The 19,918-nt window shown below is 64.7% G+C and carries 16 protein-coding genes and 1 riboswitch; of the genes, 15 read left to right on the top strand and 1 reads right to left on the bottom strand.

From position 1 onward, the window contains the following. Positions 1-42: 42 nt before the first annotated feature. The 12 genes from pyrH (at position 43) to V7R84_RS04415 (ending at position 12,164) form a co-directional block, all read left to right on the top strand. Positions 43-756, top strand: a complete 714-nt coding sequence (gene pyrH / locus V7R84_RS04470) for a UMP kinase (RefSeq protein WP_338572455.1) — start codon at positions 43-45, stop codon at positions 754-756. A gap of 28 nt (positions 757-784) precedes the next feature. Then, on the top strand, positions 785-1,342 hold the full coding sequence (gene frr, locus V7R84_RS04465) for a ribosome recycling factor (RefSeq protein ID WP_412728086.1): 558 nt from the start codon (positions 785-787) through the stop codon (positions 1,340-1,342). Further along, positions 1,339-2,208: a phosphatidate cytidylyltransferase gene (locus tag V7R84_RS04460; RefSeq protein ID WP_412728105.1), complete on the top strand. Its 870-nt coding sequence runs from the start codon at positions 1,339-1,341 to the stop codon at positions 2,206-2,208. The genes frr and V7R84_RS04460 overlap by 4 nt, the downstream gene beginning before the upstream one ends. Position 2,209: 1 nt before the next feature. After that, the gene (rlmN, locus tag V7R84_RS04455) at positions 2,210-3,334 is read left to right on the top strand and encodes a 23S rRNA (adenine(2503)-C(2))-methyltransferase RlmN (RefSeq protein ID WP_338572450.1); all 1,125 of its coding nucleotides are present in this window, start codon (positions 2,210-2,212) and stop codon (positions 3,332-3,334) included. An 89-nt stretch (positions 3,335-3,423) separates the two neighbouring features. After that, complete coding sequence (gene gdhA / locus V7R84_RS04450) at positions 3,424-4,761, top strand: NADP-specific glutamate dehydrogenase (RefSeq protein WP_338572448.1); 1,338 nt, start codon at positions 3,424-3,426, stop codon at positions 4,759-4,761. A gap of 82 nt (positions 4,762-4,843) precedes the next feature. Further along, the gene (gene dxr, locus V7R84_RS04445) at positions 4,844-6,019 is read left to right on the top strand and encodes a 1-deoxy-D-xylulose-5-phosphate reductoisomerase (RefSeq protein ID WP_338572445.1); all 1,176 of its coding nucleotides are present in this window, start codon (positions 4,844-4,846) and stop codon (positions 6,017-6,019) included. Then, on the top strand, positions 6,016-7,302 hold the full coding sequence (locus tag V7R84_RS04440) for a site-2 protease family protein (RefSeq protein WP_338572443.1): 1,287 nt from the start codon (positions 6,016-6,018) through the stop codon (positions 7,300-7,302). The genes dxr and V7R84_RS04440 overlap by 4 nt, the downstream gene beginning before the upstream one ends. Positions 7,303-7,395: 93 nt before the next feature. Then, positions 7,396-8,466, top strand: coding sequence for a nicotinate-nucleotide--dimethylbenzimidazole phosphoribosyltransferase (gene cobT, locus V7R84_RS04435; RefSeq protein ID WP_338572441.1), 1,071 nt, complete (start codon positions 7,396-7,398; stop codon positions 8,464-8,466). Continuing rightward, positions 8,463-8,999, top strand: coding sequence for a bifunctional adenosylcobinamide kinase/adenosylcobinamide-phosphate guanylyltransferase (cobU, locus tag V7R84_RS04430; RefSeq protein WP_338572439.1), 537 nt, complete (start codon positions 8,463-8,465; stop codon positions 8,997-8,999). Before cobT ends, cobU begins: the two co-directional genes overlap by 4 nt. Then, positions 8,999-9,790 (top strand): adenosylcobinamide-GDP ribazoletransferase, encoded by a 792-nt coding sequence (locus V7R84_RS04425; RefSeq protein ID WP_338572437.1) that lies wholly within the window; start codon positions 8,999-9,001, stop codon positions 9,788-9,790. Before cobU ends, V7R84_RS04425 begins: the two co-directional genes overlap by 1 nt. After that, on the top strand, positions 9,787-10,734 hold the full coding sequence (locus tag V7R84_RS04420) for a cobalamin biosynthesis protein (protein ID WP_338572435.1): 948 nt from the start codon (positions 9,787-9,789) through the stop codon (positions 10,732-10,734). Before V7R84_RS04425 ends, V7R84_RS04420 begins: the two co-directional genes overlap by 4 nt. Then, on the top strand, positions 10,731-12,164 hold the full coding sequence (locus V7R84_RS04415) for a cobyric acid synthase (RefSeq protein WP_338572433.1): 1,434 nt from the start codon (positions 10,731-10,733) through the stop codon (positions 12,162-12,164). The genes V7R84_RS04420 and V7R84_RS04415 overlap by 4 nt, the downstream gene beginning before the upstream one ends. 434 nt (positions 12,165-12,598) lie before the next feature. Here V7R84_RS04415 and cobN read toward each other — a convergent pair whose 3' ends face one another. After that, the gene (gene cobN / locus V7R84_RS04410) at positions 12,599-16,264 is read right to left on the bottom strand and encodes a cobaltochelatase subunit CobN (RefSeq protein WP_338572431.1); all 3,666 of its coding nucleotides are present in this window, start codon (positions 16,262-16,264) and stop codon (positions 12,599-12,601) included. A 27-nt stretch (positions 16,265-16,291) separates the two neighbouring features. Continuing rightward, positions 16,292-16,425, bottom strand: a riboswitch (cobalamin riboswitch). A 43-nt stretch (positions 16,426-16,468) separates the two neighbouring features. On the opposite strand from cobN, the gene purU reads away from it, so the two are divergent. The 3 genes from purU to V7R84_RS04395 are packed head-to-tail and all read left to right on the top strand — an operon-like array spanning position 16,469 to position 19,846. Beyond that, positions 16,469-17,317, top strand: a complete 849-nt coding sequence (gene purU, locus V7R84_RS04405) for a formyltetrahydrofolate deformylase (RefSeq protein ID WP_412728104.1) — start codon at positions 16,469-16,471, stop codon at positions 17,315-17,317. After that, positions 17,314-18,648 (top strand): hemolysin family protein, encoded by a 1,335-nt coding sequence (locus V7R84_RS04400; RefSeq protein WP_412728103.1) that lies wholly within the window; start codon positions 17,314-17,316, stop codon positions 18,646-18,648. The genes purU and V7R84_RS04400 overlap by 4 nt, the downstream gene beginning before the upstream one ends. Beyond that, positions 18,641-19,846, top strand: coding sequence for a phosphotransferase (locus V7R84_RS04395; protein WP_412728085.1), 1,206 nt, complete (start codon positions 18,641-18,643; stop codon positions 19,844-19,846). The genes V7R84_RS04400 and V7R84_RS04395 overlap by 8 nt, the downstream gene beginning before the upstream one ends. The last annotated feature ends 72 nt before the right edge of the window (positions 19,847-19,918 follow it).

The following is a 19,918-nucleotide window of genomic DNA, read 5'->3' as shown; positions in this document are numbered from 1 at the left end:
ATTGTGTGCCGTGACGCGTCACCCACCAGGAAGGTAGGTCCCATGAACAAGCCGCATCAGCGCGTGCTGCTGAAGCTCTCGGGAGAAGTTTTCGGCGGAGGGAAGCTGGGGGTTGACCCTGTCGTCATCTCGAGCATCGCCAAGGAGATAGCTGCGGTGGTTTCCGGCGGCACTCAGGTGGCCGTGGTGGTGGGTGGTGGCAACTATTTCCGTGGAGCTGAGCTGAGCAACAACGGCATGGCGCGGGACCGGGCCGACTACATGGGCATGCTCGGGACCGTCATGAATGCCATCGCGCTTCAGGACTTCCTGGAGAAGGAAGGAATCCACACCCGCGTCCAGTCGGCCATCAACATGGCTCAGGTCGCTGAACCTTACATCCCGCGCCGTGCAGAACGTCATCTCGAGAAGGGGCGTTTGGTCATCTTTGGTGCCGGCTCGGGGATGCCCTACTTCTCCACCGACACCGTCGCCGCTCAGCGAGCCCTCGAGATCGGTGCCGAGGTGCTGCTCATGGGCAAGCAGGGAGTGGATGGGGTCTATGACTCGGATCCACGCACCAACCCGGAGGCGAAGCGGTATGAGCGCTTGACCCATGACGAATTCCTGTCCCGGGATCTCAAAGTTGCCGACGCCACCGCCATCGCGTTGGCCCGGGACAACGCCCTCAACATCATTTTCTTCAACCTGTCCGAGCGAGGCAACATTGGCCGCGTCGTACAGGGTGAACCCATCGGGACGTTCGTTTCCCGCTGACAACCCACACAGGCAAAGGAGAGCGGCAATGATCGCCGACGTCGAAAAGGAAACCCAGTCCAAGATGCAGCAGGCAGTAGACCACGCCCGCGAGGATCTGTCGACCATTCGTACGGGCAGGGCCCATCCTGCCATGTTCAGCCGGCTTAACGCCGACTATTACGGGGCGCCGACGCCCCTGCAGCAGCTTGCGACATTCAACTCGCCCGATCCTCGGACCATGCTGATCACCCCCTTCGACCGAAGTGCCATCGCGGCCATTGAGAAGGCCATCCGGGAAGCGGATCTCGGAGTCAATCCGAGCAACGACGGCAATGCCATCCGGGTCGTCATGCCGCAGCTCACGGAGGAGCGCCGCAAGGAGTACATCAAACTCGCCAAGGCCAAGGCCGAGGACGCGCGCATCGCTGTGCGCAACATTCGCCGACACGCCATTGATGCGCTGAAGAAGCTCGAGAAGAGCTCTGAGATCAGTGAGGATGAACTGGCTCGGGCGGAAAAGGCTATGGATGTGACCACCAAGAAATACGTGGATGCGGTTGACGAGCTGCTCAAAGGCAAGGAAGCTGAGCTCAGCGAGGTCTGATGTCGTCTCAGGAGTCAGCCCAGGCAATACCGGCGCCGAGGGTTGGTCGGGATCTCCCGATGGCCATCGGCGTCGGGCTCGGTCTCCTGGCTGCTCTGGCTGTTGGTCTGCTGTGGGCCCCGTGGTTCTTCGTGCTGATCTCTGCCGCGTCGCTGAGCATGGCCGTCGTTGAGATCCACCAGGCGTTGCTTCGCAAGGGAATGCACGCGCAGGTGAAAACCATAGTCGCGGGCACCCTCGTCAGTGTCCTCGGCGCCTACGCGATGTTCCGATGGAATCTGGGACTACCGCCCACCACTTTCGCTGTGATCTGTGTCTGTGGGACGGTGATCGCATGTCTGGTGGCGCGATTGTTGCTGGCGCGGGAAGGCTTTATCCGTGACATTGCCGCCAGCGCGTTGATCATCGCCTACATCCCGTTGATGGGGGTTTTCATACCATTGATGATGGCCGAACCAGGCGGCACCCGGCGGATCATCGCGGTGGTGGCCTGCGTGGTGGCCTCCGATACCGGTGCGTACGCCGTCGGTAGCCTGCTGGGAAAGCACAAAATGGCTCCGCACATCTCACCCTCCAAGACGTGGGAGGGATTCGCGGGTTCCATGATTACCGCCGCGATTATCGGGGCGGTGGCGACGGTCTGGTGCCTGGGTGCGTCCTGGGTGCTCGGCCTGGTCCTTGGGTTGTGCGTTGCTCCTGCCGCGACGCTGGGTGATCTCGTCGAATCCCTGATCAAACGGGACGTCGGGTTGAAGGACATGTCAAACTTTCTTCCCGGACATGGCGGGTTCATGGATCGACTGGATTCGATGTTGGTGGCGATACCGGTGGGCTGGCTCGTCCTGCGCCTGAGCCTGGGGGGATGACATGCCGACGCGTCTTCCGTTGGTCTTCGACGCTCCCGGCCGTGGCAAAGCTCCGAAGCACTGGCTCGACTTCGACATCCCCGAACGCCGTGACGCCATGGAGTCATTCGGCCTGCCCGCTTTCCGAGCCGACCAGATTTCCCGGCACGTCTTTGATGGTCTGAGTGATGAGGTCACGGCCTGGACGGACCTGCCTGCAGCGATTCGGGAAGACCTGGCTGAGCAGCTCTTCCCACCCCTGCTCACCCAGGTGCGTCGGCTGACCGCCGACCAAGGACGCACCGTCAAGACTCTGTGGCGATTGCACGACGGATCCCTTCTGGAATCCGTGCTCATGCGGTATCCGAACCGTTCCACCCTGTGCATCAGTTCCCAGGCGGGCTGCGGAATGGCGTGCCCCTTCTGCGCCACCGGACAGGGTGGGCTGAAGCGTAACCTGTCACGGGCCGAGATCACCGTTCAGGCCTTCGCGGCCAACCGGATGCTCGCTGCGGGCGAGGTCCCGGGGGTCACCGGTCGGCTCAACAACATCGTCTTCATGGGAATGGGGGAGCCGCTGGCCAACTATAAGGCGGTAGTGGGGACTATCCGTACCCTCACCGCTCCCGTGCCCGGAGGCTTCGGAATGAGTGCCCGAGGCATCACAGTTTCCACCGTTGGTCTGGTGCCCCAGATCGGACGCCTGGCTGGGGAGGGGTTTCCCGTGACCCTCGCGGTGTCCCTGCACGCTCCCGATGACGACCTGCGCAATGAGATTGTCCCGGTGAACAACCGGTGGAGTGTCGCTGAGGTGGTCGACGCAGCCTGGGAATACGCTCGGATCACAAGGCGCCGCGTCAGCATCGAGTACGCCTTGATGCGCGACATCAACGACTCCGTCTCCCGCGCGAACCTGCTCGCGGACGTCCTGAAACGGCGCGGAAACTGGGGGTGGGTGCACGTCAACCTGATTCCCCTCAACCCGACTCCGGGGTCGCGGTGGACGGCTTCCAGGCTTGAAGATGAAGCCGCTTTCGTGGCCACGCTCCAAGGACGCGGGGTGCCCGTGACGCTGCGGGACACCCGTGGGTCCGAGATCGATGGGGCCTGCGGACAGCTTGCGGCTCGCGAGATCACCGGGGCGTGAGTCCGTTTCTGGACTGAAACGTCGTGTTCACAAACCGGGGCTAGGCTTCCGCAAGTCAAAACCTGAAAATCGACTAGCGAGGAGTCCGAATGGATCAGCAGCTGCAGTCCATCTTCGAATCCGTGGTTGCTCGTAACCCCGGTGAGGCAGAGTTCCACCAGGCCGTCCGGGAGGTCTTCGAGAGCCTCGAGCCCGTTGTCAAGAAGAACCCGGACTACCTCGAGGACAAAATCCTGGAGCGCATCTGCGAGCCCGAGCGCCAGATCATCTTCCGCGTGCCCTGGGTGGATGACCGAGGAACGGTGCAGGTCAACCGTGGCTTCCGCGTCGAATTCAACTCGGCTCTCGGCCCCTACAAGGGCGGTCTGCGGTTCCATCCCTCCGTCTATCTGGGCATCATCAAATTCCTGGGATTTGAGCAGATCTTCAAGAACTCCCTGACCGGTCTGCCCATCGGAGGCGGCAAGGGCGGCTCCGATTTCAACCCGCACGGCAGGTCCGATGCCGAGGTGATGCGTTTCTGCCAGTCCTTTATGACTGAGCTGTACCGCCACCTGGGTGAATACACGGACGTGCCCGCTGGTGACATCGGCGTCGGTGGCCGCGAGATCGGCTACATGTTCGGCCAATACAAACGGATCACCAACCGCTATGAGTCTGGTGTTCTGACCGGCAAGGGCCTCGACTGGGGTGGCTCGCTGGTTCGCACCGAGGCCACCGGCTACGGCGTCGTGGCATTCACACAGGAAATGCTGAAGACCCGAGGCGACACCTTCGACGGCAAGCGCGTCGCGGTTTCGGGTTCCGGGAACGTGGCCATCTACGCCATCGAGAAGGTTCAGCAGCTCGGCGGGAAGGTCGTCGCCTGCTCCGATTCCTCCGGCTACGTCGTCGACGAGGCGGGCATCGATGTCGGGTTGCTGAAGCAGGTCAAGGAGGTGGAACGTGGTCGTATCGCCGACTACGCCTCCCGCCGCGACGGTGCCGAACTGGGCAGTGGCGGTTCGATCTGGGACGTCCCCGTGGACGTCGCCCTGCCCTGCGCCACCCAGAACGAGCTGAACGGGGAACACGCCGCCATCCTGATCCGCAACGGCGTCAAAGCCGTGGCCGAGGGCGCCAACATGCCCACCACTCCCGAGGGCATCCATGCCTTCCAGGGTGCCGGGGTGCTGTTCGCCCCAGGCAAGGCTGCGAATGCTGGCGGTGTGGCCACCTCGGGTCTGGAAATGCAGCAAAACGCCATGCGCGACTCGTGGAGCTTCGAGTACACCGAGGAACGCCTGACCGGCATCATGCGCAACATCCACGACATGTGTGCTGCCACCGCTGAAGAGTACGGAGTCCCCGGCGACTACGTGGTCGGCGCCAATATCACTGGTTTCATCAAGGTGGCGAACGCCATGCAGGCCTTCGGGCTCGTCTGAGACATCGCGACGCCGCCGGGCTGCATTGGGCCCGGCGACGTCGTTCTGGGACACGGTTGGTGCGTCGTGACACACTGTCTTGGTGCGAAGAATCGTCCTACTCGGCTCCACCGGATCCATAGGCACCCAGACGCTTGACGTGATCGGTTCCCGACGCGACCGATTCGATGTGGTGGCGCTGGCTGCATCGGGGGGCAACATCGACCTTCTGGCCGAGCAGGTGAAGTGCTTCCGACCCGCGTACGTGGCCCTGGCGCGGACGGAGAGAGCAGCGGACTTGGAGCGTGAGCTCGCGGCCTTCGGGGTCGGGGTGCCTCAACTATTGACTGGGCCCGGGGCGGCGACTGAGCTGGCCACCTTGGACTGCGACGTGGTGGTTAATGCCATCACGGGGGCTGCGGGACTGGAACCCACCCTCGCTGCGCTGGGGGCAGGTCGCACCCTGGCGCTGGCGAACAAGGAATCTCTCGTGATTGGCGGGAGACTTGTCACCGATCTGGCTGCGCCGGAACAGCTGGTGGCCGTCGACTCCGAGCACTCCGCCTTCGCCCAGGCTCTGCGCGGGGGACGCCGCCACGAGGTGGCCCGGCTCATTTTGACCGCATCTGGGGGGCCATTTCGAGGGCGCAGTCGTGCGGGACTCGTGGACGTGACACCCGAGGAGGCCATGGCCCATCCCACCTGGAAAATGGGCCGGGTCATCACCATCAACTCATCCACCCTTGTCAACAAGGGGCTCGAACTGATCGAGGCAGCCCTGCTCTACGGCATCGGCCTTGACGACATCGTCGTGGCGGTGCATCCTCAATCGGTCGTCCACTCCATGGTGGAGTTCACCGACGGCTCAACCCTGGCACAGGCCTCACCGCCGGATATGCGATTGCCCATCGGGTTGGCGTTGACCTGGCCGGACAGGCTTCCAGGGGCCGCGGCTGCCTGTGACTGGACGAGACCTGCGACCTGGACCTTCGAACCCTTGGATGACTCGACCTTCCCTGCCGTTGAGCTGGCCCGCAGCGCAGGGAAGGCCGCCGGTACGGCCCCAGCCGTTTACAACGCGGCCAATGAGGTGCTGGTGGACGCCTTCTGCGACCACAGGATCGGGTTCTTGGGAATAACGGACCTGATTTCCCGATGCCTGGCAGAACACCTTGAGACCGGGCATGTCCCGGATTCCGAACTGACCGTGGACGCGGTGCTGGCGGCGGACGCCGCGGCACGCCAACGTGCCCGTGAACTCGTGGAGGAACTTTCTTGAACACCCTTGTACTGATTGGTCTGGCGTTGCTGTTCTTCGCCCTGATCATGGCCTCCATAGCCCTGCACGAGATTGGACACCTCGTGCCGGCCAAGATTTTCGGGGTCAAGGTGACCCAGTACTTCGTCGGATTCGGCCGGACCATCTGGTCCCGGAAACGGGGCGAGACCGAGTACGGTTTCAAGATGTTCCCGCTCGGCGGCTACGTCAGGCTGGTTGGGATGTATCCGCCTGAGAAGCAGTCGGATAAGCCCAAGGGCTGGCTCACCCGACTGGCCGACCGGGCTCGCAGCTACGAGTACGAGGAGATCACCCCCGCCGACGACGGACGGTTGTTCCACCAGAAACCGGTGTGGCAGAAGGTCATCGTCATGCTCGGCGGGCCAGCCATGAACCTTCTGCTGGCCTTCTTGATCTTCCTGGGAATCAACCTCTTCCACGGCACCTGGCAGTCAACGCTGAATGTGACGGTGGTCAACGACTGCGTCATTCCTGCGGGCCGCACCCCTGCCGTCTGCCAAGAGGGTGATCCTCAGACCCCCGCGAAACAGGCAGGTGTCATGGTCGGGGACAAGGTGGTTGCCTTCAATGGCCACCGAGTCAGCAACTGGGATGAGCTGACCAACCTGATCCGCGCGAACCGCGACGGCGCCGCAGCCATCACGGTCGAACGTGGTGGCACAACCATCGAGCTGCCCACCGTGAACACCATCATCCAGTCGGTGCCCGACAAACTCGACCCAACCTCCACGGTGGAGGCAGGTTTCCTCGGCGTCTCGCCCGGGCGGGAACTGGTCCGCGGCGGCGTGATCGAGACGGCGGGACAGATGTGGAACACGACACGGATGTCGTTGGTTGCCCTGGCCTCCTTCCCCGTGCGGGTCTGGAACGTCGGGGTCGGGCTCGCCACCGGGGCCGAACGTGACATCAACAGCCCGATCTCCGTGGTCGGCGCCAGCCGGGTGGCGGGGGAGATCGCAGTGGCGGATTCGCTGCCGATCCAGGACCGCGCGGTCACCTGGTTGTCGCTGCTGGGTAGTGTCAACCTGTTCGTCGCGCTGCTGAACCTGGTACCACTGCTTCCTCTCGACGGCGGCCACATCGCCGGGGCGGTCTACGAGGCCCTGCGGCGCGGCATGGCAAGGCTGCGAGGCAGGAGCGACCCGGGACCTGTCGACACCGCGAAGATGCTGCCGGTGGCCTACGTGGTTGGTGGATTCCTGCTCATCGGCGGCGTGGTGCTGATCTTGGCTGACATCATCAGCCCCATCAAGCTGTTCTGAGCGGGGATGCTAGCCTCGGCGGTGCGCTCCGGTCGGTTTTCAACGACCCGGACCGGCCAGCCGCATCGGCAATCAAGCTAAGGACGTGACCACATGGCCCTCACCCCAGCCGAGCTGTCCGAGCTCGCTGCCCGTATCGCTCCTGTCGAGGATGCCTGGCTCCAGGCGGGCCGCGCTCGGCAGGACGACCTGACGAAACCTCCGGGTTCCCTCGGGGAACTTGAAACCATCGGGGTGCGGCTTTGTGGAATCGCCGCCCAGTGCCCGCCACCGGTGCCTTCACACCCGAAGGTGATCGTCTTCGCCGCCGATCATGGGGTCTACGCGCAGGCAGTTACTCCGTGGCCGCAGGAGGTCAGCGTCCAAATGGCCGCCGGGATCGCCATCGGATTCGCCGGGGTGAGTGTGATCTCCCGGGCCTTCGGGGCTGCAACCGAGGTGTTCGACGTCGGTTTGTTGCAGCACGCGGAGGGCACCGTGGACCGCCGCATCGCAGCTGGCACCGCCGACTTCACCCAAGGGCCCGCGATGGCTGTGGAACAGGCCTTGGAAGCGATCGGTGTCGGGGTCGAGGCCGCCAACGCCGCCATCGACGCCGGGGCCGACCTGCTGGTGCCCGGTGAGGTCGGGCTCGCCAACACTACGCCCGCTGCGGCTTTGACGGCCGCGTTCACCGGGAAGGCCGTATCTGAGGTCACCGGCAGGGGAACCGGAATCGATGACGCGATGCTTGCTCACAAGGTGGCGGTCATCGAGAAGGGACTGGAGGTCGGCGGGGTCGTGGATCTGCTCGCCACGGGAGATGCGGTCGGCGTGTTGGCCACCGTAGGAGGTTTCGAGCACGCCGCCATGACCGGACTCATGCTGGCCGCCGCTGCCAGACGCGTTCCTGTTGTTCTCGACGGGGTGGTTTCCTGCTCCGCGGCCCTGGTCGCCCGCGCCATCTGCCCGGACGTTGTCGGCTACCTGATCGCTGGGCACACCGGTGTGGAACCCGCCATCACCGCTGCCCACGAGGCCCTCGGCCTGCGCGGGCTGGTCGATCTTGGCCTGCGGCTCGGTGAAGGTTCCGGCGGCGCCCTGGCGCTGCCGCTGGTCAAGGCCGCTGCGCTGATAATGAACGAGATGGGCACCTTCAGCGGTCAGGGAGTGTCGAAGCCGTGAAAGGTTCCGCGCTGATCCTGGGTGGAACCCGCTCCGGGAAATCGACCTTCGCGGAGTCACTGCTCGCCGACGAACCTGGGGTTTCCTACGTGGCCACCTCTGAGGTGCGTCCCGACGACCCCGAATGGGTGGAGCGGCTCCGGATCCACCGAGACCGCCGCCCCTCCCACTGGGAGACTGTCGAAACCATCGATCTGGCCGCTGAGCTCAGCCGTAACGACACCACTCCCATGTTGGTCGACTGCCTGGGAGTGTGGTTGACGAGGCTGCTCGACGATGGTTGCTGGGACCGGGACCCGGAGGCCCTGGACCGACTGGAGGGCCGGCTGGAGGAGTTCCTGGTTGCACTGCGAGCCACCCGCAGGCCGGTGGTGTGTGTCAGCAACGAGGTGGGACTCGGCGTGGTCCCGGCCACCAGCTCCGGCAGGTTGTTCACCGACCAGTTGGGGCTCCTGAACATGCGCGTTGCAGCGGTTGTTGACCGGGTCTGGTTGTGTGTGGCCGGTATTCTTGTGCCGGTCAAGGGGTCTTGATGCGCCCACTGCGCGCCTTTCACAGCGCAGTCGCCATGTACACCTGGTTGCCGGTGCGCAAACACGACTGGGCTGACCGTGATTTCCCCGACGGGCTCGTTGCCCTTCCCTGGCTGGGGATGGTGCTCGGGGTAGCCGCCGGTCTGCTGGGCTGGGGGAGCGCGGTTGCATCCGGATCGTGGTTCCTCGGGGCGTTGATGGCCGTCGGAGCGGTGGCCTACGCCACGGGCGCCATGCACCTGGACGGCACCGCGGACGTCGCGGACGCGCTGGGTTCCCGGAAACCCGCGGAGCAGGCGCGGGCGATCATGAAGCAGTCCGACATCGGCCCGATGGGGGTGGTGTCGCTGCTAGTTGTGTTGCTGTTGGAGGTGGCTTGCCTCGGCGTCGCACCTCCCGGCGCTTGGCCGTTGCTGATGGCCTTCGGCATGGCTGCGGGACGGGTGGTTCCGCTGGCCGCCACGCTGCCGGGCCGGGGTGAAGAACCGGTCCCGGGTACCTTGTCCTCGCTGGTGGCTGGCAAGATCGGGGAGACCGGGCTGTGGGCCAGCCGGGGGGCAGTGCTGGTGACAGGTGGCGCGGTCACTTGGTGGCTGCTGGGTTGGCTGGCAGCGGCCTGCTGGTCGGGTGTGGTCGTGACCGCCTGGGTGTTTTCGACCTGCTGGCAGCGACACCTCTTGCGGCGTCTGGGGCGCCTGAACGGCGACTGCTACGGTTCTCTGATCGAACTGACCCAGCTGGCCGTCTGGCTGGGAATCGCGCTCACCGTGAAGCTGATCGGAGTGGCATGACACTGAGACATCGCGGCCTGGGGCTCGCCATCGGAATGGCGGCGGACCAGGTGTTCGCAGACCCGCAGAAGCACCATCCCGTCGCCTGGTTCGGTTCCTGGGCCACCCGGGTGGAGGAAACTACCCACGCAGACAACCGTGCCGCAGGAACCATGTTTGCTGCGCTCGCAGTCGCCCCCGTTCTGGTGGGTGGGCTGCTGGTGGAACGGATTTCCGTGCGGCATAGGTGGATGCAGGTCGCGGCCACCGCGGTCGCGACCTGGGCGACGCTCGGGGCCAGGCGGCTCGCTGACGAGGGAAGGACCATGGCCGACCGCCTCGAGGACGGCGACCTCGAGGCGGCCCGGGAACAACTGCCGAACCTCTGCGGTCGCGATCCGCGTTGCCTCGACGCCGAGGATCTGAGACGCGCCACCGTCGAGTCAATGGCGGAGAACACCAACGACGCCGGGGTGTGCACGATTTTCTGGGGGGCGCTCGCGGGGGTTCCCGGAATCCTGACTCACCGCGCCCTCAACACCCTCGACGCCATGGTCGGTTACCGCAACCAGCGCTACGGGCGTTTCGGCACGACATCGGCACGCACTGATGATGCCGCGGCCTGGATACCGGCGCGACTCACCGGGGCCCTGGCGTGCGTGTGTGCCCCACTGGTCGGAGGAGACGTCTCCCGGGCCTGGCGCATCATGCGGCGCGATGGGGCCAACCATCCCAGCCCGAACGGCGGTTGGTGCGAATCCGCATGGGCTGGCGCGCTCGGTGTGCAGCTGGGCGGGGAGAACCGCTACGGCGATCGGGTGGAGTCCCGCCCCACCCTCGGTGACGGCCCCCGCCCCGCAGGGTCGCAGGTGCGCCGCGCCGCGACACTGGTGACGGTCGTCACCGCCGCCGCCACGGGACTGCTGGCGGGGGCGCTGATCGTGTTCGGAGGTGGGAGGAAATGACCGGGTTGTTGATCGCTGGAACCGCATCGGATGCGGGCAAGTCGTTGATTGTGACCGGCCTGGCGCGTGCGTTCCGGCGCCGCGGGATCAAGGTGGCCCCGTTCAAGTCGCAGAACATGTCCAACAACTCGATGGTCTGCTCGGATGGCACCGAGATCGGGCGCGCCCAGTACCTGCAGGCGCAGGCAGCCGGGGTGGAGCCGAGCTGCCTGTTGAATCCTGTGCTGCTGAAACCGGGCAGCGATCGGCGCAGTTTCGTCGTGCTCCGTGGCCGTCCCGCGGGGGAGCTCGGTGCAGGGGAGTACGCCAGCGGGCGCAAACACCTGGCCGAGGCTGCCTTCGACGCCTACGAAGAGCTCGCAGCCGGCCACGACCTGGTGCTGTGTGAGGGAGCCGGATCGCCCGCCGAGATCAACCTGCGTCGGGGCGACTACGTCAACTTCGGCCTGGCGGAACGTTTCGGGCTGCCTGTGGTGCTGGTCGCAGACATCGACCGTGGGGGCGCTCTGGCGGCGATCTTCGGCACCCACGGCATCGTCTCCGAACAGGATCGTGGGCGGCTGGTGGGATACCTCATCAACAAGTTCCGCGGTGACCAGGCGGTGCTTGACCCGGGTCTGGACGAGCTGACTCGGCGCACCGGTCTCAGGAGCTACGGTGTGCTTCCCTGGCTAGCGGATGTGTGGCTGGACGGGGAGGATGCCCTGACCATTGGGTCGCGGGTTTTGCGTCCCGGCACCGGGGTGCTCCACGTCGCCGTCGTTCACTTCCCCCGCACCTCGAACGCCACCGACGTGGATGCTCTCGCCGCGGAACCGGGTGTTCAGGTGGTCGTCACCGCATCACCCGATCAGATCGCCCAGGCAGACCTTGTGGTGCTGCCCGGGTCGCGGGCCACTGTCACGGACCTGGCCTGGCTCAGGGACAAGGGCCTGGCGGAGGCGATCCGGAACCGCGCCCAGCAGCAGCGGCCCGTGCTCGGCATCTGTGGTGGTTACCAGATGCTCACCGACCGTATCCTCGATGATCTTGAATCCGGTGACGGAGACATCCCCGGCCTGGGCTTGCTTCCCGGTGAGGTGCGTTTCGGCGAGGTGAAGGTTCTCGGCAGACCATCTGGGACGTGGCAGGGAGAACCGGTCGAGGGCTACACCATCCACCACGGGCGGGTTCACGCCGCAGGAGGGGAGGAGTTCTGCGAGGGCCAACAGGTCGGCTCCACGTTCGGGACCATGTGGCACGGGGCCTTCGAGTCCGACGGTTTTCGCCGGGCCTTCCTCGAAGAGATCGCGCGGCTGACCGGTAGCGACTGGCGGCCCAGCGAGGGGGCGCCCGGCTACGCTGAGCAACGAGAAGCCATGATCGACAGACTCGCAGATGCTTGTGAGGACAACCTGGACGTGACGGCGCTACTCGAAGCGGCAAGCTGAAGGCGGGAATCGTCGGTATCGGCGCAAAGGCGCTTCGGGACCACGGATGGGTGATGGATGCTTACGCCTTTGCCCTTCCGTGAAGCGGGAAGTAACAGGTCCTTTGCGCTGAACTTAGGCGGGTTATTTGTTCGCGCCCACTGACAGACCACGTGAAGCCGCAGCTTCTTTTATCAGCCATTGACCGGTGAGAACCGCAACACCACCGTGATGGGAACGGGGCCGTCAGTGAGCCAGGAAAGCAAGCCGAACCTCTCAATGCCGTCGGCCCAGCGGGAGGGGATGTGGGGTTGCTCATTGCTGCACAGTCGTTGATGTCTTCCCGACACCTCGATGAGCTGCTGCCGGCAAGTACGACAGCAGCTCATCGAGATCGTCGTCCAAGGTTCGGGACGCGTACTCCCCGAGCCCAAGGGGATACCTGGCCGGCAGGCTCACTCCTCCAGGTCTCCCTCCACCTCCAGGTAGAGCTCGTGGAGCTGGTTGATCAGCTCGGGATCCGGGTTCTCCCACATTCCACGGTCCACTGACTCCTGGAGCCGTTCGACCATGCTGCGCAGTGCCCACGGGTTGGCCTGGCGCAGGAATTCCTGGTTTTGTTCGTCGAGCAGGTAGGTGTTCGCCACCGACTCATACATCCAGTCACCCACTACCTGTGCGGTGGCGTCGAAACCGAACAGGTAGTCGACGCTGGCGGCCATCTCGAAGGCTCCCTTGTAGCCGTGGCGGCGCATCGCCGCCAGCCACTTCGGGTTGACCACGCGTGCCCGGAATACGCGGGCGGTCTCCTCCGCGAGGGACCGGGTGCGCACTGCGTCGGGGATGCTGGTGTCACCGACGTAGGCCTTCGGAGCGTTACCGGTCAGGGCCCGGACCGTCGCCACCATACCGCCGTGGTACTGGAAGTAGTCGTCGGAGTCGATGATGTCGTGCTCGCGGGAGTCGACGTTCTTCGCGGCCACTTTGATGCGGCGGTAGTTGTTCTCCATGTCGTCGCGGGCGGGGGTGCCGTCGAGGTCGCGTCCGTAGGCGAAACCACCCCAGGCTGCGTAGACCTCGGCCAGGTCCTCGTCGGATCGCCAGTTCCCGGACTCGATCAGTTCCAGCATCCCGGCGCCGTAGGTACCGGGTTTGGAACCGAAGATGCGGGTGCGGGCGCGACGCTCATCTCCGTGGGTTTCCAGGTCGGCTGACACGTGGGCGCGCACGAAGTTGGTCTCGACCGGCTCCTCCTGCGCCGCGGCGAGTGCCACGGCGTCGTCGAGAAGAGCGACCACGTGTGGGAAGGCGTCGCGGAAGAAACCGGAGATGCGGACGGTCACGTCAATACGGGGCCGACCGAGCTCCTCCAGGGTCATGGCCTCCAGACCGACCACCCGGCGTGACTGCTCCTCCCAGACGGGGCGGATGCCAAGCAGGGCGAACACCTCCGCGATGTCGTCACCGGAGGTGCGCATCGCCGAGGTTCCCCACACCGACAACCCGACGGAACTCGGATATTCCCCGGTCTCTGCCAGATAGCGGGCCACGAGGTTCTCGGCTGCGGCTTGACCGGTTTGCCAGGCCAGTTTCGACGGAATCGCTTTCGGATCGACCGAGTAGAAATTGCGACCGGTCGGCAGCACGTTCACCAGGCCGCGCAGCGGCGAACCCGAGGGTCCGGCCGGAATGTAGCCGCCATCCAGGGCGTGGAGGACGGCGGGGATCTCGCCCTCAGTGGCCCTCAGACGTGGCACCACCTCGGTGGCCCCGAACTCTAGAGCAGCACGCACTCCAGCGACATCGATCCCGTCGCGCCTGGAGAGCGGGGCGACGATGCTCTCGATGGCCTCCGGGTCCCAGCTAGCTGCGGCGAGCTGTTCCACAAGGGAGCGGGCTTCGGCTTCCACCGTGTCGGTTTCCTCCCGTGTGATGGAGACGTCCTGCTGGTCCTCCGGTAGGCCCAGGGCAACCCGCAGGCCGGGTACCCCATCGGTGCGACCTCCGAAGACCTGGTTGGAACGCAGAATCGCCAACACCAGGTTGACCATGCCCTCGTCCTCGGGAACCTGCGAGAGCACATGGAGACCGTCGCGGATCTGGACGTCCTTGATCTCGCACAGCCAACCGTCAACGTGCATCACGAACTCGTCGAACTCCTCCTCGTCGGGGCGTTCCTCGAGTCCGAGGTCTTGGTGCATCTGGGCTGCCTTGATGAGCTGCCAGATCTCTCCCTGTAGGGCGGGGGCCTTCGCCGGGTCCATCACGGAGACGTTGCCGTATTCGTCCAGTAGCTGCTCCAGCCGGGAGATGTCACCGTATGACTCGGCGCGCGCCATCGGCGGGATCAGGTGGTCGACGATCGTGGCGTGGGCGCGTCGCTTGGCCTGGGTACCTTCGCCAGGATCGTTGACGAGGAACGGGTAGATCAACGGCAGGCTTCCCAGGGCCGCATCAGGACCCGAGACGGCATCGAGGGCCAGGGTTTTGCCGGGCAGCCATTCGAGGTTGCCGTGTTTGCCGACGTGGACGATGGCGTGCGCCCCGAATTCCTTCTCCAACCAGCGGTAGGTGGCCAGGTAGTGGTGGGTGGGTGCCAGGTCGGGATCGTGATAGATCGCGATCGGGTTCTCTCCGAAACCACGGGGCGGCTGCACGAGGATCACGATGTTGCCTGCCTGAAGGGTCGCGGCCACGATCTCGCCGTCAGGGTTGGTGGCGCGATCCACGAACAGGTTGCCGGGGGCATCACCCCAGGTCTGTGTCACCTGCTCCTGCAGTTCGGTGGGGAACTCCGCGAACCAGCGACGATAGGTCGCGGCGTCGATGCGGACGGGCTGACCGCTCAGCTGCTCGCTGGTCAGCCATTCCTCGTCCTGCCCGCCGGCTGCGATGATGGCATGTATCAAGGCGTTTCCAGCAGTAGTATCGGGATGTTCGCCCTCTATAGGCTCCAGCTCACCGGTGCCGGGAATCTCGCCGGGCGCACCCAGGTCGTAGCCGGCCTCCCGCATGGCCCGCAGCAACCGGATGATCGAGACGGGGGTGTCGAGGCCAACCGCGTTGCCGATTCGGGCGTGCTTGGTGGGGTAGGCCGACAGGACGATGGCGACCTTCCGTTCGGCGGGTGGGATCAGCCGCAGCCTCGCGTGGTTCACGGCCAGCCCCGCAACCCGGGCGCAGCGTTCCAGGTCGGGGACGTAGTGGGGCAGGCCATCGGCATCAATCTCTTTGAAGGAGAAGGAGACGGTGATCAACCGTCCGTCAAACTCGGGAACCGCCACCTGGTTGGCGACGTCATAGGGGCCCATGCCGTCATCGGTGGACTCCCAGGTCTCTCGGTTCCACGTCACAGTCAGCCCCTGCAGGATCGGGACGTCCAGTTTGGCGAGTTGTTCCACGTCCCAGGCGCCCTCGTCGCCGCCTGCCGAGGCGTCTGCCGGAGTGAGACCGCCCGAGGCCTGCACCGTGGTGATGATGGCGTCGCAGGTTCCCAGGTACTCGATCAACCCCGGATCGGGGTCACGCAGCGATGCGGTCTGGATCGGAACCGCCAATCCACCCGCCGCATCAATGGCATCGGCCAAGGCGATGATGTGCGCGATGTTTCCTGCCGCGTAGTGGGCCCGGTAGAAAATGATGCCGATCCGGGGACGGCGATGCCCGGCGGGCTCGTCGGTGGGAGCATCCGGTCGGGGAAGCTCACTCCAGACTGGCATCATCGAGACGGGCTCAAAGGCATCGCCCGTCAGCAGGACGGTGTCGGCGAGGAAGGCGTGCGCGTTGCGGAGGTTGTCGAGACCGCCCTGCACGAAATAGGAATGGGCCTGTGCCGCGACTCCCATCGGAACGGTAGAGAGTTCCATCAACGCGGCGTCGGGGGTGTGCTGGCCACCGAGAACTACCAGCGGCAGGCCCGACTCGACGCACGTGGTGAAGGTTTCGGGCAGTTGTTCCTTGCCACCGAGGAAACGGAACACGATTAGGTCCGCGCCGTCGATCAGTTTCTTTACTGCGTTGACGTCGAGTTTCGCGGGATTGCCATACACGTAGTCGGCCTGGCTTGCGCGTGCGCTGAGCAGGTCGGTCTCGGTGGTGGTGAGCAGTGCGATTCTGGTCAAGGTGTCCTCCGTCAGGATCCACGTCCGGGTGGTTGAGGTGCCTGCGGGGTGTTCCTGACTTCGCGGATGCGTCACAGTGGCGGGACCGTCCCGGAGTCGCACCGGGTTCCAGAGCCCGAAGGCGAGCCAAGCCTAGCGTTCCTGCAGCTGAGTGGGTGTTTCCCAACGGTATGGGAGCGAAACGCTCGGTGTGCATGGCCTACGCTGGGGCTCATGCAGGACCTCGTCATTACGTTGCGATGCCCGGATGGTCCTGGCATCGTGCATTCCCTCACCGGAACCGTCGTCTCCTTGGGGGGCAACATCACTGAATGTCAGCAGTTCGCTTCCGCCGACACGGGGCGTTTCTTCACGCGTATCGCCCTGACCGGACCCACGCGTGACGATCTGATGAACGTTCTGTACCCCGTGGCTGAAAGACTCGAGGCGGAGTTCGACATCTACGAGCAGCAACACCCCACACGTGTCCTGCTGCTCGCGTCCAGGACCGGGCACTGCATCAACGAGCTTCTGTTCCAATGGCGCGCGGGAACTCTTCCCATCGATGTCGTCGGTGTCATGGCCAATCATGACGTCCTGAGGTCGCTGGCTGATTTCTACGGAGTGCCATTCACGCACCGGGTGGTTATTCCCGAGACGAAAGCCGATTTCGAGGACGAGCTTCTCCGCGTGGTTGAGGAGAAAAACGTGGACCTGGTGGTTTTGGCCCGCTACATGCAGGTCCTCAGCGCTGAGCTGTGTGATCACCTTGCCGGGCGCGTCATCAACATCCACCATTCCTTCCTTCCCGGCTTCAAAGGGGCCAATCCCTACCGGCAGGCACACAACCGGGGGGTGAAACTCATCGGAGCAACCGCCCATTTCGTTACGAGCGATCTCGACGAGGGGCCAATTATCGAGCAGAACGTGGTCAGGGTGGATCACACCATGGGGGTCGACAAACTGGTCAGCAAGGGGCGGGGGCAGGAATCGGAGACCCTGGCGGAAGCTGTGCGCCTGTTCGCCGAACACCGGGTGCTGATGGACGGGAACAGGACGGTGATCTTCCGCTGATGTCGGCGGTCTCTGACATTGCGCTGATCGCGCTGTTCATCCTGATCGGCGGCACCTTCGCGGCTGCCGAGATGGCCTTGGTGACGCTGCGTGAGTCGCAGATCAGGCAGCTCGCCGCCAAGGGCAAACGGGGCCGGGCTATCGAACGCTTGACGAGCGATCCCAACCGTTTCCTGTCTGCTGTTCAGATCGGCGTGACGCTTTCCGGGTTTCTTTCCGCGGCGTTCGGCGGGGCAACCCTGGCGTCGGGGCTTGCCCCCGTCTTCAAGGATTGGGGGATACCGGCGTCAGTGGCCGATCCACTCGCCTTGGTGATCATCACAATCGTGATCTCCTACTTCTCCATCGTGATCGGGGAGCTGAGCGCGAAACGCCTCGCCATGCAACGAGCTGAGGGGTTCGCGCTGGCGCTGGCTCCGCTGGTGTCCGGCATTGCTTCCCTGGCCCGGCCCGTCATCTGGTTCCTGGGAGTCTCCACCGACATGGTGGTGCGGGTCTTCGGTGGTGACCCGAAGCTGTCAAAGGATGCGGTGAGCGACGAGGAACTGCGGGAGATGGTCTCGGGATCGACGACCCTGGGTCAGGAGGAACGCAGCATTGTCGATGAGGTCTTCGCCGCGGGCCAGCTCAGTCTCCGCGAGGTGATGGTACCCCGCACCGAAGTGGAATTCCTTCCTTCCGACATGCCCATCCAGCTGGCTTACAAGGAAGTGCGAGGGGCACCCCATTCCCGCTATCCGGTAACGGAGGGCTCCGTGGACAAGGTGATTGGTTTCTGCCACGTTCGGGACCTGATGGACCTCGACGCCAGGGAACGTGGCGGTCAGCTGTCCGGAATAGTGCGGCCCGTGCTGAACCTCCCAGAAACGGTGAAGCTGCTGCGTGCCCTGTCTGCGATGCGTGCTGCGAAAGCCCACATGGCCATAGTCCGGGACGAGTATGGCGGCACATCGGGAATCGTCACGCTGGAGGATCTGGTGGAGGAACTGATCGGAGACATCACGGATGAGTATGACGTTGTGGAGGGCACGTCACCGACGCGGATCGACCCCCTGGCCCGATTGGACGGGCTGACCACCATCGAGGAATTCGCGGGACTTTCTGGGTACGTCATTCCCGAAGGTCCCTACGACACCGTGGCAGGATACGTGATGGCCCGGCTCGGGCGCCTGCCCACGGTCGGGGACGAGGTGGGCGTGGAACTCTCCCCGTGTGAACCGGCGGAGGAGGACACGGCAGTATCGACCTGGGTGTTCAGGGTCGAGGAGATGGATGGGCGGCGCGCCTCCTGGATTTCTGCTCGCCCGGTTTCAGGAGTTGGCGATGGATGATGGATCGAGGTTGTTGACGGGGCCCGGAGCCGGCCCCGTGCTCAGCGCTGCGGTTCGTCACGCCGGCGGGGAGCTGCTCAGCTGGACGCTGGAGCATGTGGACGCCAACCCCAACCAGTCCACCACCGCCACCTATCTGGCGAAAGTGTCCTGGCCCTATGGGGAGCGCACGGAACTGCTGGGAGTCTCAGCCCGCAGCGGGGAATTGTCCGAGACCGACAGGGGGGCCGAGGTCTTCGGTGACGGCAACCGCGAGGTGGCGGTCTGGATCTACCCGGCCGATCCAGATTTGCCGGGTTTGAAACGGGCTGCCTACCCCGAGTTGTTGGCCGAACTGGTCAATGATGCCCGGTTGTTGCCGTATCTCGTGACCGGGGATGAGCTCGAGCTGAAGATCATCGGTTATCGGCCTCGCCGCCGCGCGGTTGTGCGATTCACCACGGGAGGAAACACCTTCTACATCAAGGCGATTCGTGCCAAACTCTTCGACGACGTGCTTTTCAGGCATCGGATGTTGACCAGCGCAGGGGTGCCGGCGCCCCACGTTGCTCATACCACTGATGATCAGTTGATGATCCTCGATGCCTTGCAGGGAAGGCCTTTGGCACGTGCGCTCTTCGAGCCCGGGGATCCCTGTACCCCCGAGCAGCTGATCGAGGTGCTCGACTCCATGCCCGCGAGCGTCACGCAGCTGGAACGCCGCCCACCCTGGAGCGATGCCGTTCAGCATTACGCGGAAATCGTTTCTTCAGCCTTGCCCGATGTGCGCGGTGATCTCGGTTGGGCCGCGCAGCGGATCCAGAGCGGCCTCGCGGGGATCCCGCTCGGCAACGAACCCACCCATGGTGACTTCCACGAGGGACAGGTGCACGTGGCCGCGGGGCGGGTGGTTGGGATCCTTGATGTGGACACGATTGGGCCCGGTCGGCGCGCCGACGACCTGGCCTGTCTGATCGCTCACCTGTCCACCATCCAGCGCATGAATCCTGCTCAGGAAGCCAAGGTGCGAGACCTGCTGGCGCGGTGGGTGCCGGTCTTCGACAGACGCGTGGACCCGGTGGAGCTGAGACTGCGGGCGGCGGCCGTCGTCATCTCCTTGGCAACCGGTCCTTACCGCAGCCAGGAACCGAATTGGCAGGAATCCACCAGGCATATGGTTCGATCCGCCCTGGCCCTGGTCAGGCAGGTTGCGGGCTGATAACGATTCGGCGGGGTACCGCGCCTTGGTGAGGTGTGCGCGATATGGTCATGGCACCCAGGAAATCTTCCG

This window comes from Arachnia propionica (assembly GCF_037055325.1).
Classification (GTDB): Bacteria; Actinomycetota; Actinomycetes; order Propionibacteriales; family Propionibacteriaceae; genus Arachnia.
This window is presented reverse-complemented; position numbering and strand designations above follow the sequence as displayed.